Annotated in this window: 10 protein-coding genes; 5 read left to right on the forward strand and 5 right to left on the reverse strand. The window is 43.1% G+C overall.

What is annotated here, in order from left to right:
- Nucleotides 1-17: 17 nt before the first annotated feature.
- Genes LKO28_RS05910 through LKO28_RS05920 form a run of 3 tightly spaced genes read right to left on the reverse strand, consistent with a single transcriptional unit; the run spans nucleotide 18 to nucleotide 6,432 of the window.
- Nucleotides 18-1,631, reverse strand: a complete 1,614-nt coding sequence (locus LKO28_RS05910; RefSeq protein WP_227693785.1) for a family 43 glycosylhydrolase — start codon at nucleotides 1,629-1,631, stop codon at nucleotides 18-20.
- Between the two features lie 30 nt (nucleotides 1,632-1,661).
- Nucleotides 1,662-5,018: a DUF5107 domain-containing protein gene (locus LKO28_RS05915; RefSeq protein WP_227693786.1), complete on the reverse strand. Its 3,357-nt coding sequence runs from the start codon at nucleotides 5,016-5,018 to the stop codon at nucleotides 1,662-1,664.
- Between the two features lie 28 nt (nucleotides 5,019-5,046).
- Nucleotides 5,047-6,432: a sugar porter family MFS transporter gene (locus LKO28_RS05920; protein WP_227693787.1), complete on the reverse strand. Its 1,386-nt coding sequence runs from the start codon at nucleotides 6,430-6,432 to the stop codon at nucleotides 5,047-5,049.
- A gap of 120 nt (nucleotides 6,433-6,552) precedes the next feature.
- Between LKO28_RS05920 and LKO28_RS05925 the strand changes: the two genes are divergently transcribed.
- Complete coding sequence (locus tag LKO28_RS05925) at nucleotides 6,553-7,455, forward strand: AraC family transcriptional regulator (RefSeq protein WP_227693788.1); 903 nt, start codon at nucleotides 6,553-6,555, stop codon at nucleotides 7,453-7,455.
- Nucleotides 7,456-7,608: 153 nt separating this feature from the next.
- Entirely contained in the window at nucleotides 7,609-10,500 is a 2,892-nt protein-coding gene (locus LKO28_RS05930) for a sugar-binding domain-containing protein (protein WP_227693789.1), read from the forward strand.
- A 642-nt stretch (nucleotides 10,501-11,142) separates the two neighbouring features.
- Here the strand turns inward: LKO28_RS05930 and LKO28_RS05935 are convergent.
- Complete coding sequence (locus tag LKO28_RS05935; protein ID WP_227693790.1) at nucleotides 11,143-11,604, reverse strand: hypothetical protein; 462 nt, start codon at nucleotides 11,602-11,604, stop codon at nucleotides 11,143-11,145.
- Between the two features lie 158 nt (nucleotides 11,605-11,762).
- Here LKO28_RS05935 and LKO28_RS05940 point away from each other — a divergent pair, with 158 nt between their 5' ends.
- Both LKO28_RS05940 and glk read left to right on the forward strand, forming a co-directional pair.
- Nucleotides 11,763-12,923 (forward strand): ATP-binding protein, encoded by a 1,161-nt coding sequence (locus LKO28_RS05940; RefSeq protein ID WP_227693791.1) that lies wholly within the window; start codon nucleotides 11,763-11,765, stop codon nucleotides 12,921-12,923.
- A 124-nt stretch (nucleotides 12,924-13,047) separates the two neighbouring features.
- Entirely contained in the window at nucleotides 13,048-14,085 is a 1,038-nt protein-coding gene (gene glk, locus LKO28_RS05945; protein WP_227693792.1) for a glucokinase, read from the forward strand.
- On the opposite strand, the gene LKO28_RS05950 is transcribed toward glk, so the two are convergent.
- Nucleotides 14,082-15,143, reverse strand: a complete 1,062-nt coding sequence (locus LKO28_RS05950) for an Mrp/NBP35 family ATP-binding protein (RefSeq protein ID WP_227693793.1) — start codon at nucleotides 15,141-15,143, stop codon at nucleotides 14,082-14,084. The genes glk and LKO28_RS05950 overlap by 4 nt on opposite strands.
- A 127-nt stretch (nucleotides 15,144-15,270) precedes the next feature.
- Between LKO28_RS05950 and LKO28_RS05955 the strand changes: the two genes are divergently transcribed.
- Complete coding sequence (locus LKO28_RS05955; RefSeq protein WP_227693794.1) at nucleotides 15,271-17,358, forward strand: transglycosylase domain-containing protein; 2,088 nt, start codon at nucleotides 15,271-15,273, stop codon at nucleotides 17,356-17,358.
- Nucleotides 17,359-17,377 lie beyond the last annotated feature (19 nt).

The raw sequence follows: 17,377 nt of genomic DNA on the forward strand, positions 1-17,377 counted from the left end.
AGTTGTATCGGGGATGATCAATCTGCCTTTATAAAAGACACATCATCAATCAGGCAACTCGCACCGGCAATCCCATCCGCCAAGAACCCGATCTCTACCTTGCCGTTTTTTACGGCTATTTTTTCAAGTTTAATAGGCACCCATGCTGGATTTTCCGCTGTGATTTTTAACCGATCTACCTTTCCTGCACTTTCAGCATACATTTCCAGTTTTTCGAAACCGTTGTTGTTTTTTATTTTTGCGGATAATGTGTATGTCCCGTCTGCCAATTTCACGTATGGGCTAGATTCGATGATTTGATAGACCTTTCTTTTGAATTTAACCTTGTCACTGATGTGAAGGCTTTTTTCTCCCACGACAGCTTTCCTGTCGTCCTGTGTGTTGAAATAATTGAGAACGGGAGACGCCGCGGCACTAATAACAATGGCATTGCCTTCGTACACTTTCGTTACCCAGCCCAGTAACTGCTCCTGTATGGGCTTTTCGCTGCTGGGAATGTAACGACGATCGGCTTCAAAACTACCATTCTTAACGTAGTCGTTGTCTGCAGCAACTTCCCACTCACCAGTGACAGCATTCAGATCCCACGAGTTTAGCGAATTGAAATATGGCGTTTCGCCATCGAACGAAAGTGGACACCATTGGTTATATCCCAGGCCATTTCCGGCAAAGTTAGCCCAACGATCGCCGCAAAAAACAACCGTCTCTTGCTTACTTCCTTTTACGTTAACAAAAAAGCCGGTTTGCGATACGTGCGCGTAATCATCCATACTGCCGGGCGCTATCAGCATCTCATTGGTCGGTAAATAAGGGCCTCTTATATCATCCGCTACTAGATAATAAGCGTAAGACGAATCCCAACCGTAAAGATTGGAGGCGAATAAGTAATATTTGCCCTTGTACTTGAACATGCAATTCCCTTCACGCCCTTCTCCCTTGAAAACCTGTGTGCAGTCCAATAATCCGATTTTTCCATCTTTAACGCCTATTTCTGATATATAAATTTTACTCCGTCCTCGTCCGAGAGAGTACACGAGATAAGATATCCCCGTATCCTCATCTGTAAATACGGTCTGGTCACCGGTGTTGGATGTTCCGATCATGCTCTCCATGTTTATCCGCTGATGCCAAGTGAATGGCCCGTTCGGACGGTCAGAAACAGTGACCAATAATTCTGAATTATGCTGTATAAACATCGCATATTTATTGATCTCCTGGAGATAAGCGACACCCAAGCGTCCTGCCCAACTGGTGTTGCCATGATGCTTATTGAGCTCATCTACGGTAAGCACATCTCCTTCTGATTTCCAATTCACGAGATCGGTCGATGTATAACAGGTTACGGAAACAAAATTATCATTGGGTTGTGTTACAGATGGATCATGACGATATAATTCAGATTCTTCGTATTGAGCACCATACCAGTAGTATTTCTCCACCCCGGTTTTAGGATCTGTAAATCTAAAGATACCGCCCCCTTGGCTATAAAGCGGCTCTCCGTCTGCTGTATTCCAAAAGATATCATTTTTTATATTGTGAGACTGCGCCTTACTGTTTGCTGTGTTGCAAGAAACAAGAAAGCCCAGCATGATCGCAAATAGGATGGAAGAACAAGATTTTTTGATTTTCATGTGTCTGTATTTTAATGGTTTGATTTTCATTTAGGCTTGCGCTATTCTTTCGTACTCCTTTAATATTAAATGGCAATCCGTGTGGTTTATATCGAGTTGCAGTACTTTTTCGAGATATTTTTTCCCCTCTTCGACATTTCCCAGTCCCAGTTCTCCCAGTCCTATTACATAATAGCAATGTATTCGGTTACGTACATCCAAATCGTCTTCCCAAATGGCTAAATCAGGTAGGGACACCGCAAAATAATCGATACGGCAGGTGTCGAAGAGATGTTTTTTACCATGGGCGATCAATTTGTTAAATCGACTCTTGGCTTTATCTTCTAAACCCAATGCTTGATAAGCCAATCCCTGATAGTAAATCTTATCTGGTTGTTGATCATTGTAGAAAAAAGCTTGCTGAGGTTCTTGCGAGCCTACGGTTGCCAAATGAAGAAAATATACCGATTGCTCTTGATCACCTAGACCCGCATAGGCAATGCCTTTATAATATTGGATGTCGTTCTCTTCGGCATTGGCTAGCTTCCCCTCGCCAAGATGATGTGGGTAGCTGTCGATTTCGTGTAATAGCTGAAGTGCTTCCCGATAGTTTTCTTTTTTGATTTCTTGTTTTGCCAGTTCAACCCGACAGATGGTATATTGTTTGGTAATCTTGCCTTCGCCACCTTCCCATGGATGAAAAGTGTGACGGTCTATCATCTCCTTCGCGGACGCATACTGGCCCGTCTGATTGTAGAGGGTAATTTGCTCTATTAAAAGATCGTCCCGTTGTTCAACCAATTCGGGATATTTATGAAACAAAGCGAGCCTTGATTCGTGAGAAGCATTTAATTTCTTGTAAAGCTGATCGAGCTCCATGAAAATACGGGAATCTGTTGGATCCAGCGAAAATGCTTTTTCCAATAATTCCTTCGCTTCATTTTTTTTGTCAAATTTATTGTAATAGGCCAATGCGAGATTTCGTAATGCTGTTGGAAATAGGCCGTTTAATTGAATAGATCTTTCCCAGGATGTTCGTGCTTCATCGTATTGACGATTGGCATACCAAAAATTGCCTAAATAGTAAGGCGCAAAAGAATCTTCTGGATTGGTCTGTGCGGCATCTGTAAGCATATTAATTTCCTCCAGCTTATTCGGGAAACATTTTTCGGGAGACATAGAGGAAGCCTTTTTGTAGTATTCTTTGGCTTTGATACCATCCTTGAGTTGCTTGTAGAAGTAACCTATCGCATAGTAAACAATAGGATAGACATTGTTTTCGTCTTCGATACTATGTTGTAACAAAGCAATGGCTTCATCATACAATCCGGCGTTGGCGTAATCCAATGCATATTCAATATAGGTATGTATGGATTGAGACAATAGACGCTGAAAGGCATGCAAATCGCTCGTGTCATGGGTGATCAAGTATTTTTCAACGAGACAGCCTATATTGAACTTGTCGAGCACTAAGGAGTCTGATATCCATTGTAATGCTTCGTCCGTTCTGCTTAATTTTCGGAGGATACTTGTTTTTAGTTGACGCGCTTTATGGTTATGCCAATTCTTGACCAATGCATGGTCTATGTTTTCTAAAGCAACGTCCCAGTTTTGCTGTATCGCGTCGATCTGTGCTAAGGAGAAATAAGCAGAACCTTGGGAGGCAGCGTTCCAAGTCGCTTTGAACAAGGATGAATAGGCATCGTCAAGTCGTCCTTGGAATTTGAGCGAAATGCCAAGATTGTAATAAGCTTCTCCGTCGTAGGGATTAGGATTTCGTTCTGTTAGGGTTTTTATAGCTGTTCGAAAGTAGGGTTCAGATTTGGCAAATTGCCCTCGGCGTAGCAACAGCAAACCAATGGCATTATTACATCGCGTGTCGTCAGGCTCTCGTTGGAGTGCTTCGTTGTAATAATCAAGTGGATTATACGTGGCATGTCGGTACTGTTCCAGATGCTGCCCGGTCAAGAACAGCTGCTCGATAGAAGCAATTTCTTTCGGATCCTTAGCTGCTTTAGCCGGCTCAGGTATCGGTTCGATCCGTGAGGCCTCTGCTTGGTAACAAACCAACGTTTTTCCGGCAGATGATATCACCTCGAGAATGAGGTTCTCTATCTTATCTTCATGAACGAGAACGTTCTTTTGAAAACTTTTTAGCGGGCTGGTAGATGTCGTTTCTTCTAGTAATACCGTGCCGTCGCTTGAACGAAGTAGGACACGCAGGTTTTCAAATCTAGACGTCGTATAAAGGGTAATTTGTGCTGTTTTCCCTTCTAATTCGAGGTTGACAATGGCATCTTTGGAAGCATTTTTTACATATCCAACTTCCGCATACGGCATGAAGTATTGCACCCAAGATTTTTCCTCATTAGGTTGTATCCAGGTAAAATCTGGTTGATTATCGGTATACACGCCCGTCATCAATTCGATGTAGGGGCCGTCTTCATCGGTCAGGTTTCTATCCCATGCTTGTCCAAAATCCCCATTACCCCATGTCCATTGTTTTTTACCGGGCGATACATGATGATTGGCGACATGCAGGAGTCCGGCCTGTTGATCGTCTTGATAGCCGCCTACGAAATCATATTTAGACTGGATGGCCATGTACGAAGTAGGAACTGGAATGTTTTTGTATTTTGAAATATCTACGCCACTGGAGTAATCCTGCTTGTAGTATATGCCTGTAGCGATGGGAAAGCTGGATACATCCCGTTTGCCATGATCGAATACCGCGTGTACGTCGGGCGGAAATACGGATTTATACGAATCATTAACCACAACCGCCGGATTTGCCCACCACAAAAATGTCTGTGGCAAAACGGTGCGGTTATAAACCTTGACTTTGATCTCGAGGTAGGCCTTGTCCGGATAAACGGTAAACCCTTGCATCCCTTTCATGCGGAATAAACGTTCTACCTCATTACACCAAACGGTTACACTCCCATCGGCGTTTTGTTCGATATAGGAATCTGTCGGCAGGAAAGTGCTCGGACGGTGATGTTGTGGCCAGTTAAATTCGATGCCTCCGGATATCCATGGTCCAGTTAAACCGACTAACGCAGGTTTGACGACTTGATTGTAATAAACAAAATGCCGCTGTTTAACCTTATCGTAAGCCATGTGTACGCGCCCGCCCAGTTCGGGTAGGATCATGATTTTTATGTATTCGTTCTCGATAAAAATAGCGTGATAGGCTTTATCCTTTTTTTCTTCGGAAACTTTTTCCACGACAGCGTATGGATATACGACGCCTGAGCTTCCTTGATACACGCGTTTTTCCAAAAACATGGGGTTCTTTTCTTCTTCGCCTATTTGGTACGTGGGGAGCAGAACATCTTCTTCCCATGCTTTGACTACATTTGATTCGTTCACGGTAGAACGAATCAGATATGCTGTAATAGTTTCCATGTATTTTATATGTTTGAAATACTAAGTATTATTGTGTCAGTTCTTGTTCAATTTGCTCCAAGCTTTTGCCCTTCGTCTCGGTTAAGTTTTTCTTGATAAACCAAAAGCCTAGAACGCAGATCACACCGTATAACCAAAATGTCCCATAGGCACCCAACGATGCATTTAAAAGTGGAAAAGTATAGGTCAAGATAAAGCAAGCCGTCCAGAGTGAAAACGTCGAAATCGCCATGGCGGCTCCCCGGATCTTCGTGGGGAATATTTCTGAAATCACCACCCATGTGATGGGTGCCAAGGTCATCGCATAACAGCCTATTGCCAACATAACCAGTACGAGTACGGCAATACCCGAAAACTGGTAATAATAACATGCCCCCAAAAGCGTATATATACTTGCTAAACCTAGCGAACCGAAAATTAATAAAGCTCTCCGGCCGAGTTTGTCAACCGTATACATGCCGATTATGGTGAATATTAAATTGGTAATGCCCGTAATAATGATATTGAAAAGAATATCCGAAACACCATATCCAGCAGCGGAGAAAATTTCTTCGGCATAGTTGAAAATTACATTAATACCACACCATTGTTGAAAAGCGGCGATCACCATACCGATTAATAAAATTTTAGGCATTTTTCCTTTAAACAATGCCGCATAGTTATTTTTTGGTTGTACGGCCTGATTTACTTGATTTAATGCCTGCAATTCGGCCTTTACATATTCTTCGTCTCCAATTTTTACTAATGTTTTAGCCGCATCCTTCATTCTGCCCCGTGACATGAGCCACTTAGGACTCTCCGGTAATGTAAAAAGCAGTATAAAGAAAAGGATAGCCGGAAACCCTTCGGACCAAAACATCCACCGCCATCCGCTTTGGCCGTTCCAGGTATCGATCAGCTGTTCGCCCGGGCCGACAGGTTCCGCGATGAGGTAGTTCACCACCTGGGCCAGTAATATGCCAATCACGATAGTTAACTGGTTAATAGACACCAGTTTTCCGCGAATATTTGCTGGAGCAACCTCTGCAATGTACATCGGTGATAAGTTGGAAGCAATACCGATGCCGATACCGCCGATTACGCGGAAAATAATAAATAGGGTCAAATCCTCCACGGCTCCGGTTCCGTATGCAGAAATAATGAATATGAGTGCCGAAATAAACAAGAGGGGCTTTCGTCCAAACTTATCGGCTAGAAACCCCGTCATGAAAACGCCGATCAGACAACCTATTATAGCAGACCCCATCACCCAACCTTGCATATTAGGGAAGTCGACAATCTCGAAATATGCTTCATAAAAGGGCTTCGCACCACCAATTACGACCCAGTCATAGCCGAATAACAGCCCGCCCATGGCCGATATAAAGGTAATCATGTATAAAAAGCTTTTTTTTATTTTTTTTTCTGCTGCCATAAAGATTCACATAGATTTATAATCAACTCAAATGTATGACTATAATTTGTGCTAAAGATGCAAGATAAAATGTAAAACATGTAAAAAAAGCCTAATTTTAAATTTTATGGAAAAAATAATATGGACAAGAGCAAAGCAGATGGATTCAAAGGGGAAAAAGCGATTATCACACCGTATGTGATTCGAGACATACAAGCTGCGAATCCGATAACCAAACAACTATACGTGACCCACATCGGGTATTATCCCAATGCCCGATATCACTATCGAGAGCGCCGTGAGGGAACGACTGAGTATGTATTGATTTATTGCGAGAAGGGAAGTGGTTGGATCGACTATAACGGCGAGCAATTTCTTCTGCATGAGCATCAGGCTTTTATCATTCCAGCCGAACAGCGACATGCTTATGGAGCGGATGTGAATGACCCTTGGAGCATTTATTGGCTGCATTTCAAAGGAGAGAATGCCGTGATGTTTACTTCTATATTTGGAAAAGTACTTAGCATATCGGATACAACGACCAATAGATTTACCGATAGAATCCAACTTTTTGAAGAGGTTTACAAAAATTTGGAAATGGGTTATAGCCAGGAGAACATGGAATATATTACGTTTTGTTTTATGTATTTTCTTGCTTCATTTAAGTATATGCCACAATTTCAGGAAACCAATAAATTTGAGCGGGATGATGTGATTCAAAATTGTATATACTATATGCGGGATAATTTGGAGCATAAGATCAGCTTAAAAGATATAGCCGATGCTGTTGGGTATTCGACTTCCCATTTAAATGCACTCTTTGTGCAGGGAACATCCTTCTCGCCTATTGAATATTATAATCAGTTAAAAATCCAACGGGTCTGTTATTATTTGCAATTTTCCGATTTAAAGATTAAGCAAATCGCGTTTAAACTTGGCTTTTATGATCCCTTTCATTTATCAAAAGCTTTTTTTAAAGAAATGGGACTAAGCCCTCGAGAATATCGAAATCGCTATAACGAAATTGATCCATCCAATAAGTAGGAGGGAATCATAGGATATTACATTCTTTTCAATATATTATCCATTTCTATTCTGTAGCGTTCTCTATACTTTTGTCTAAGAGCGTTTATTTTCCATTTTTGTGGCTAACCGCAATAAACAATGAAATCCGTCTTATTTAAAAAAAACATCGCTATGAAGAAGCTTATGATCTCCTGTTTGTATTTATTCTGTCTCTGCATATCTTATGGTTATGGAAATGATGTGATCTCCTTAGCAGGTAATTGGCGTTTTGAAATCGATCGGCATGACGTAGGCATAACGGAGCAGTGGTATAACCGAAACCTTTCTGCTGTTATAAAGCTACCGGGATCTATGGCTGAAAGCTTAATGGGCGACGAAATAACATTAGAAACGAAATGGACAGGATCGATTTATGACAGTTCCTTCTACTACAACCCTAAATTGGAAAAATTTCGACAACCGGGGAATATCCATATTCCCTTTTGGCTTACACCAGCTAAACATTACGTGGGAGCCGCCTGGTACCAAAAAGAAGTGCATATTCCCAAAAATTGGGAAGGACGACGCATCGTCCTCCATTTAGAAAGAGCACATACGGAAACCAGGGTATGGATTAACGATCAGGAAGTGGGTCTGCGGAATTCTTTAGTCGCTCCCCATATATACGATCTTAGTTCATTCCTCACTTCGGGCGAAAATCGTATCTCTATACGCGTCGACAATAGCATTAAAGAGATCAACGTGGGGCCCGATTCGCATAGTATTAGTGATCATACCCAAGGGAACTGGAATGGTATCATTGGGAAAATTGCTTTAGCATCATATGTTCCTGTATACATCGAAGAGATAGACATCTTTCCTGACATTAACAATCGTAAAGCCCGTGTGCAAATGAAGTTAAATAATACCACAGCCAAGGAGGTAGCGGGCAAAGTGACAATATCCGCACAAAGCTTCAATACAAGCCGTTCGGACAAAACGAAAGCAATCACCGCGAAGACCAAGATATCGGGATCCGATACCCTGGAGATGGAACTGGCTTTTGGGCCGGGCATGCTTACCTGGGATGAGTTTGATCCCGCATTGTACAAATTATCCGTCAAGCTTTCCACCAATGTCGGAGAAACTACAAAAGAAGTTCAATTTGGTATGCGTGAGTTTCGTATTGAGGGAAAGCAATTTCTGATCAATGGCAGGCCGGTATTCCTACGCGGTACACTCAACAACTGCGAATTCCCGCTCACAGGTTACCCGGCAACAACCGTGGATGCTTGGGAAAAGATCTTCCGGACAATCAAAGCGCACGGTTTAAACCATGTGCGCTTTCATTCTTGGTGTCCTCCGGAAGCTGCCTTTATCGCTGCGGACAGAATTGGGCTTTATCTGCAACCGGAAGCACCAAGCTGGCCCAACCATGGTCCCAAAATCGGACTGGGCGAGCCGGTAGACCAATTTTTGTACGATGAAAGTATGAGAATAGTTAAACATTATGGCAATTATGCGTCCTTTACGATGCTGGCTGCCGGGAATGAACCCGCAGGCAACCAAGTGGAATACCTGAATGATTTTGTTGACTTTTGGAAGGCGCGCGACGACAGGCGGGTGTACACGGGTATGTCCGTAGGGGGGAGTTGGCCGGTAGTGCCGAATGCTGAATTTCAGGTAAGAGGAGGTGTTCGCGGATTAGCATGGAATAGAATGCCTGAATCCCATTCCGATTTCAGTGCAGGAATCTCGCCATTTGACGTTCCTTTTATAGCACATGAAAATGGACAATACTGTGTATACCCCAATTTTGAGGAAATCAAAAAATACAAAGGTGTTTATAAAGCCAAAAACATGGAGATGTTTCGTCAAATCTTGGCGGATCAGCACATGGGCGATCAGGCCAATGACTTTTTAAACGCTTCAGGGATGTTGCAGGCGCTTGCTTATAAGCACGAAATTGAAAAAATGCTGCGAACACCGGAGTATGCCGGATTCCAATTGTTAGGATTGCAGGATTTTCCCGGGCAAGGGACGGCATTGGTCGGCGTGCTGGATGCCTTCTGGGAGGAAAAGGGCTATATATCTGCGCAGGAATATGCGCGCTTCTGTAATGAAACGGTGCCTTTAGCGAAAGTCCAGAAGTTCGTGTTTACGAATGAAGAGACGTTCGAGGCCGACATCGCACTTTTCCATGCGGGTAAGGCGCCCTTGACAGATGCGGTGGTCAGTTGGATAATCCGGGATGCCGATGCGCAGACATTCGAAGAGGGGCGTTTTGAGGCACAAACTTTTGCACAGGGAAATGGTTTGTCGGTTGGCCATATAACGATTCCTTTAAACAAGATCAAAAATCCGGCTAAATTAAATCTAGAAGTACAGGTGGATGGTACATCTTTCGCTAATGACTGGAATTTTTGGGTGTATCCCAACGAGCGGCAGGAAAGAGCATCGTCTGTATATTATACGACAACATTGGATGAACAAGCCGAAACCGTATTGAAAAATGGCGGGAAAGTATTCTTAAATGCCTCGGGAAAGATCGTGAAAGGGAAAGAAATCGAAATGCATTTTCTTCCTGTGTTTTGGAATACCTCCTGGTTTAAAATGCGCCCCCCACATGTTACGGGTATGTTGATTCAGGACGAAAGTCTGGCCTTTGCCGATTTTCCGACAAGTTTTCACAGTGATTTGCAATGGTGGGATATACAGCATCGTGCCGAGGTGATGAATATCGAAGACTTCCCTGCCGATTTTCGTCCGTTGATCCAACCTATTGACACCTGGTTTTTAAACCGCCGACTAGCGTTAGTCTACGAAGCAAAAGTGGGCAATGGAAAGATTGTCGTGAGCAGCGCAGACCTTGGTCCCGATGTTCAAAACAAACCGGCCTCCAGACAATTGTTTCTTTCCTTACAGCGTTATATGGAATCTGATGAATTCAATCCGAAAGATGAACTTAGTATGCAAATTATCAAGGATGTGTTTTTGACACCATCTCGCGAAATATTTGATACGTACACCAAAGATAGTCCCGATGAATTAAAGCCTGATTCGGAGAAAAATAAGCTGAATTAAATGTATGACGAATTTAGTAGCCGCTGCGTTGCTCAGGTTCGTTTTAATCGTAAGAATTGGTTATTAAAGGATGTTGGTAGTGATGGAGACGAGTATTTTCGGCCGTTTAACAGGTGTGGCGAGGAGAATTGCTGGTGCTGACAAAGGGTAAGGGTGTTTTGCGTTGGGAAAAGTACAATTTGGTTGGGGATGTAACCTTAAACTCCGAGTTAAATTAAATCTCATTCCCGTATTATTATGATAGTTAACGATTGCAATCCTGAATTATTATGATTATTCGGTATTGTATTTATGTTTAATTTCCAATATCTCTATAGATTCTTCCCTTCTAATCGATGATAAATCCCCCATTTTGTACATGTACATAGCCTCGCCGTCCATGTACATAGCGTTTCCCGCAATGTAGTTAACGTCTATGTACAGTGACATAATCAACAAGTCAATGTAGTTGTCGGCTATGTCACGTTACATACCGTATTTGTTGCGTGACATCACCGGCATGTCACTGTACAAAATAGACTTGTAGCGTGCATGCATTGTAAAGAGACAGTACTTAGTCCAATAGGCAGCGAACATACGCGCAATCTACCCTGACAAAATGAACAACGCACCGGACATAGTCGCTTTGTCAAGGAACAAAATCTAATTGTCCCGTGCGGGTAGCCACATGTACATGTACATAGCGACAAAGCGACGATTGTTTGTTGTTTTCCCGTAAGCCGATGTCATGTCGTCGTACGGCTTGAACAGTTCGTCAGGCAACGACATAATGTCGTTGCACGGAAATGTGGTCAATCCGTTCGGGGAAGTAATAAAGATGGTCTTTCTGCTTATTTCTCTGTGCAGGGAAACTCTTCTTCTATGCATAGTTAGGATACTTTCGTCCTTCTTGCGAATGTCCCCGTACGCTGGGAAGCAACTTCTGTACATCAAAACGTTCACGGTATACGGCAATACATACATGTTGGGCACTGGAATGGTCATCCCGTACACCGATGTAAACAAGATGGCTGGAAATTTCATCAGGTAAGGCAACGAAACGATGTCGGCGGACGACGACGTGACACTTCCGTCCGCCGATGCTACACTTTCGTTCGCCGACATTGCATTTCCGTATGGGTTTGTGATATATAGGATTAAAGGTTTATATCAAAAATTCAAAGTTTATGTTCAGAAATTTCAAAATATAGGGTGTGAAATTTCAAAATTTGTGTTCGGAAATTTCAAAATTGTATATATCTTTATTATATATTTAGAGGAATATGGAAGAATGGATAGCCAGGACATTAACGATGGAGGTTGGGAAATTAGCGCAGCAATTTCCCATTATCGCGATAACAGGACCACGTCAGTCCGGTAAAACAACTTTGTTAAAGATACTTTTTTCGGAGTATACTTATGTTTCTCTAGAAAATCCTGATAACCGGGCATTTGCTGCCGAAGATCCGAATGGATTTCTTCGTCTGTATAAAGGAAAAGTCATATTGGATGAAGTACAACATGTGCCGGAGTTGTTTTCTTATCTGCAAACGATAGTAGATGATTCTGGTATGATGGGACAATACATATTGTCGGGCTCACAGAACTTCCACCTCATGAAACATATAACGCAGTCGCTTGCGGGACGGGTAGCACTATTTCGCCTTCTTCCATTGGATACGGAAGAAATGGTGGAAGCCAATATTCTATCCGACAATTATGCGCAAGCTTGTATTTCCGGAGGGTATCCGGCTATTTATCATCGTGGAATTTCCCCTACAAATTTTTATACGAATTACGTCCAGACTTATGTGGAAAAAGATGTTACCCAACTGATTAATATCAGAGATATGAATGGTTTTCGAACCTTTCTGAGACTATGTGCGACACGTGCCGGTCAGCTTTTGAATTTAAATGCATTGGCAAATGAATGCAACATTTCTCAACCTACTGCAAAAGCTTGGTTATCTATTTTGGAGAGTAGTTATATCGTTTTTTTACTATATCCCTATCATGAAAACTTTAGCAAGCGTTTAGTAAAAACACCGAAGTTATTTTTCTACGATACAGGTTTATTAACACATTTATTGGAGATTAGAGAGCCGGAAGAACTTCTGCTGAATAGATTAAAAGGTAATATTTTTGAAAATTTTGTCGTAGCTAATTTTCAGAAAATAAATGAACATCGTTATAGGCACCTGCATTATTATTTTTGGCAGGATCATAATGGACTGGAAATAGATCTCCTCCTTAAATCTGCTCAAGAATTTGATATTTATGAGATTAAATCAACGCAAACACTGAGTAGCGAACTGTTTAAAAATCTAAAACATTTTTCTACGATAGCTTCTCCCCATATTGTCAATCAACATTTGGTCTATGCAGGTGATCAAGAGTTGGAACGAAGTGGTACACGGGTGTTACCTTGGTACAAGGTGATATAATATCTATTCCAATACGCTATCAAAAAGCCTCTCCGTTAAAAATATAAAGGTTAGCTCCTTCGTTCGTAAGAGACTTGTACAGGTAGAGAAATATTCGTATTATAGCGTATCAATCGCAACAGCTATGTCACATAGATTTTATTTACCGGGAAGAGATAAGGAGGCGCAAACCAGAAGAAATATTTTGGCTGTCGACATTGGTGGGACGAAAACGAGTTTTGGTGTTTTCGAGGTAAACGGTAATAAGTTGACGCTAATACGGGAAGAAACGTTTGGGTCGCGTTCGCTGGGTACGTTTGAGGAGATTTTGCAAAAATTTCTAGCTGGGGGTAATCTGGATATCCCGGAGGTTTTGTCGATCGGTGTTGCGGGTCCCGTCTTGGAGAATAGGGTATCCCTAACCAATCTCTCTTGGGAACTGGACGCGGTGTCTTTACAGGCAGCATTTAATATCGAAAAAGTCTCGATTATCAATGATCTGGAAGCGACGGCCTATGGTTTGGTAGGATTAAGTGCGGAAGATACAGTATCCTTGTTTGAAAGTTCAGCGACGATCTCAGGTAATATGGCGGTGTTGGCACCCGGAACAGGATTGGGCGAAGCGGGAATATTTTGGGATGGAGCTTACCATCGCCCTTTTGCAACGGAAGGTGGTCATAGTGAATTTGCCCCGCGTACAGATCTCGATGTGGAATTATTGAAGTATTTACAGCAAGAAGATGAAATTATCAGCTGGGAGCATGTGGTATCGGGACCAGGAATATACCGGATCTATAAATTCCTTCGAGATGCCAAAGGCCATAAGGAGCCTGCTTGGTTGAAGGAGAATTTTAAAAATAGCGATAATCCGGCCGCAGTGATCAGCCATGCGGCTATGCGGGAGTTGGATGCTACTTGTAGTTTAGCGATGGATTTGTTCGTAAGCTATATGGCGCGTGAATCTGCTAGCTTGGTGCTGAAGCATAAAGCGGTAGGCGGGCTTTGGCTAGGAGGCGGGATTCCGCCAAGAATATTTCCGTTATTGAAAAAAGATCTTTTCCGAAAGCAGTTTATCCAAAATGCGCGTATGGGGCATTTGCTAGAGAAAGTACCTGTTCGCGTTATCTTGAATAGCCAGGCCGCATTAATCGGCGCTGGCTACTACGGAGCTTTTGGAGCTTAACCGACTTTATTCGCAAGTATACTCAATTCTTGCGCTGCACGGCCTGCTATTTCTTTATAGGCGTGGACAACAGGTTCATCTTCATCCAAAAGAACCGGGAAGCCATTGTCACCCGCATCGGCAACCGCTTTTACTAAAGGTATTTCGCCTAAAAACGGAACGTTATTGTCTGCTGCTAAACGTTTCCCGCCATCTTTGCCAAAGATATAATATTTATTGTCCGGTAATTCTGCCGGCGTGAAATAGGCCATATTCTCCACAATACCGATAATAGGGATATTGATACCTTCCATACGGAACATCGCCATACCTTTCATCGTATCCGCCAAGGCTACTTGTTGCGGGGTGGTAACGATAACCGCGCCGGAAATAGGATAGGACTGGGCTACAGTAATATGGATATCACCCGTTCCCGGCGGCATGTCCACAACTAAGTAATCTAGCTCACCCCAGTGGGCATCGCCAAAGAGTTGCTTGATAGCGGATGTGGCCATAGGGCCCCGCCACGGTATGGGCTGGTTGGGATCGGTAAAAAAGCCGATGGACAATAGCTTTAATCCAAATTTTTCTACCGGTGCAATTTTCTGTTTCCCATTAACTTGAATAGAATCTGGACGTGTGCCCTCTAATCCGAACATCAGCGGGAGCGATGGACCATAGATATCCGCATCTAATAATCCGGTTTTGGCACCACTCTCCGCCAAAGCTAAAGCGAGGTTGCTGGCAACGGTAGACTTACCGACTCCGCCTTTGCCAGAAGAAACTAGGATGATATTTTTAATGCCTTCTAGCTGGGCAGATTCTACACCTACAACGCGAGAAGTCATGTTAATATCTACGTCCACTTCTTTGCTGACAAATAGAGCAATCGCATTCCGACAGGCATGTTCGATCGGCCCTTTCATGGGGCATGCGGGCGTAGTCAATACCACATCGAACTTGATTTTGTCGGGCAGAATTTCGATGTTTTGAATCATGTTGAGCGTGACCAGATCTTTCTTGAGGTCGGGGTCGTCGACATGACTCAAAGCGTGTAATATTTGTTCTTTTGTAATCATGACCATGGTTTGTTATGGTGCAAATTTACGCATTGAGGGAGACAATCTTGTCATGGTTTTGTTGTTAAGCTAAAACACCGCTACGCTTTCAGAAAAATATTCTATTTTTAAGTCGAAATAGATTGCTATGAAGATATTCGAAAAGTTGCCTTCCCTAACACGGAAACAGAAAAATATAGCCTGGATAGTGGGAGGTACTTTTGTTTTTTTATTGCTCATGGGATTTATCGGTGCGCTGTCCGTGCGCACAAGAATGTTGGATGAAGCGATGACCAATGTGCGGAATGCGCTGCGGGAGCGCTATCAGACGGACTTTAACGTGCGAACGTATGCGTTTACCGGTTTAACCACCGTAACATTCCAAGATATTGAAGTTATACCTCATCAGCGCGATACGTTGGCGAAAATAGCGCAGATGGCCGTTTCGGTTCGGTTGTTTCCTTTGTTGTTTAAGGAGGTGAAAATTGGCCATTTGCTGTTACAAAATGCGGATCTCGCCTTGGTGAAGCGGGATTCTGTAAGCAACTACGATTTTCTCTTTAAAAAGCAGGAAAAAGATACGGTAACGCTGCAGAAGAGTGAGGGTGAAAGGAACTATGCTGCGCTGATTGATGGGGTGATCAAGCAGGTGTTTTTTAAAATTCCGCGGGATATGGAATTAAAAAACTTCCAGCTTTCTTACCAAGATGATAGTGTTCAGCAAAGGATCCGGTTGCCCGAAGCGGTGGTAGATGATGGTGATTTTGAGACGAGTCTTTTTCTAAATGAACACGACGCACAATGGAACTTGAGCGGACGGGTGAACCCCGATAAGCAGCAATTGCGGGTGGAAGTATCCGCAGAGGAAGAAAATGTAGAATTGCCTTTTCTACGTCGAAAATTTGGCTTAGGCGTGAGTTTCGATAAGATTATGTTTGAGTTGGCACAAGTGAAACGTGTTACACCGGACTCTTTAACACTAGCGGGTAAATGGTCTTTTGATAATCTGCATGTGAAGCATAGCCGGCTTTCGGAAGAGGACATTATTCTTCCGGATGCCATTGGCGAAGGACAGCTCAACATTGGTAAAGCGGCGTTAGAACTGGATCCGGCGAGTAAGGTTCGGGTAAAGGAATTCGAGTTCCGGCCCTATGTGCAGTTGATCCCCAAGCCGGATAAAGTGCTGCGGTTATCCATTCACACCGACAAGTTTGAAGCACAAAAGTTTTTTGACGCGATTCCGCGTGGCTTGTTCGAGACCTTGGACGGCATCCAAGTGGAAGGGCAAATAGCCTATGACCTTGATTTTTCCATCAATTTTGCCCAGCCGGACAGCTTGTTTTTTAACTCAAAAATTGATGATCAGGAACTGAAAATCGTCAAATGGGGAAAAGCTGATGTGAGCCAGCTGAATGCCCCGTTTACTTATAAGGCGTATGAGGATACGGTCTTGATGCGGGAGATCGTAGTCGGCGCGTCCAACCCCAAGTTTACACCGCTCAATCAAGTGGCTTCTATTCTGAAAAAAACAGTGCTGAACACCGAAGATCCCTATTTTTACCAGCATAAGGGGTTTGAAGAAGAGGCATTTAAACTATCAATAGCAACGAATGTCAAGGAAAAGGCCTTTAAACGCGGGGCGAGTACGATCTCCATGCAATTGGTTAAAAATGTTTTTTTGAACCGTAATAAAACCATGATGCGGAAATTGGAGGAGATTTTGTTGGTGTGGTTGATCGAGCATTCGGGGCAGGTCAGCAAAGATCGGATGTTTGAGGTATATCTCAATGTGATTGAATGGGGTAGAAACGTGTATGGGATTCACGAAGCATCTTCCTATTATTTTGGCAAAACTCCGGCGGAGCTGAACGTGGGCGAGAGTTTATTCCTTTCCAGTATTATCCCTCGCCCGAAGACAGGGCTGTCTTCTTTTGATTATACCGGCCACCTAAAGCCTTGGGTACAGCGGCATTTTAACACCTATGGTTATATTATGAATAGGCTGGGGCAACTGCAAGATGAGCAGGTGCCGGAGGCCTACGGGTTTTATAGCGTGGTGTTGGAGCCGGGATTACGACCGGCGAGACCAAAGGGAATAGTTGACACTGCCTTTAGGGAGATCGATCCAGATCAGGAAGCTATGATGCAAGAGATGGAACGTGACGAAGCCCGACGTAAAATATTGCTCGATAAGCTGTTTGGTAGTGAACCATCAGATGTCGCCGATGATAACTAGGCCGCATTACACACATTTA

The sequence above is a fragment of the Sphingobacterium sp. FBM7-1 genome (assembly GCF_020687765.1).
Lineage (GTDB): Bacteria > Bacteroidota > Bacteroidia > Sphingobacteriales > Sphingobacteriaceae > Sphingobacterium.

What these genes read in the sequence shown, in the direction of transcription:
- LKO28_RS05910 (WP_227693785.1), bottom strand. Translation starts at nt 1,631, where the DNA reads ATGAAAATCAAAAAATCTTGTTCTTCCATCCTATTTGCGATCATGCTG.
- LKO28_RS05915 (WP_227693786.1), bottom strand. Translation starts at nt 5,018, where the DNA reads ATGGAAACTATTACAGCATATCTGATTCGTTCTACCGTGAACGAATCA.
- LKO28_RS05920 (WP_227693787.1), bottom strand. Translation starts at nt 6,432, where the DNA reads ATGGCAGCAGAAAAAAAAATAAAAAAAAGCTTTTTATACATGATTACC.
- LKO28_RS05925 (WP_227693788.1), top strand. Translation starts at nt 6,553, where the DNA reads ATGGACAAGAGCAAAGCAGATGGATTCAAAGGGGAAAAAGCGATTATC.
- LKO28_RS05930 (WP_227693789.1), top strand. Translation starts at nt 7,609, where the DNA reads ATGAAGAAGCTTATGATCTCCTGTTTGTATTTATTCTGTCTCTGCATA.
- LKO28_RS05935 (WP_227693790.1), bottom strand. Translation starts at nt 11,604, where the DNA reads ATGTCGGCGAACGAAAGTGTAGCATCGGCGGACGGAAGTGTCACGTCG.
- LKO28_RS05940 (WP_227693791.1), top strand. Translation starts at nt 11,763, where the DNA reads ATGGAAGAATGGATAGCCAGGACATTAACGATGGAGGTTGGGAAATTA.
- glk (WP_227693792.1), top strand. Translation starts at nt 13,048, where the DNA reads ATGTCACATAGATTTTATTTACCGGGAAGAGATAAGGAGGCGCAAACC.
- LKO28_RS05950 (WP_227693793.1), bottom strand. Translation starts at nt 15,143, where the DNA reads ATGATTACAAAAGAACAAATATTACACGCTTTGAGTCATGTCGACGAC.
- LKO28_RS05955 (WP_227693794.1), top strand. Translation starts at nt 15,271, where the DNA reads ATGAAGATATTCGAAAAGTTGCCTTCCCTAACACGGAAACAGAAAAAT.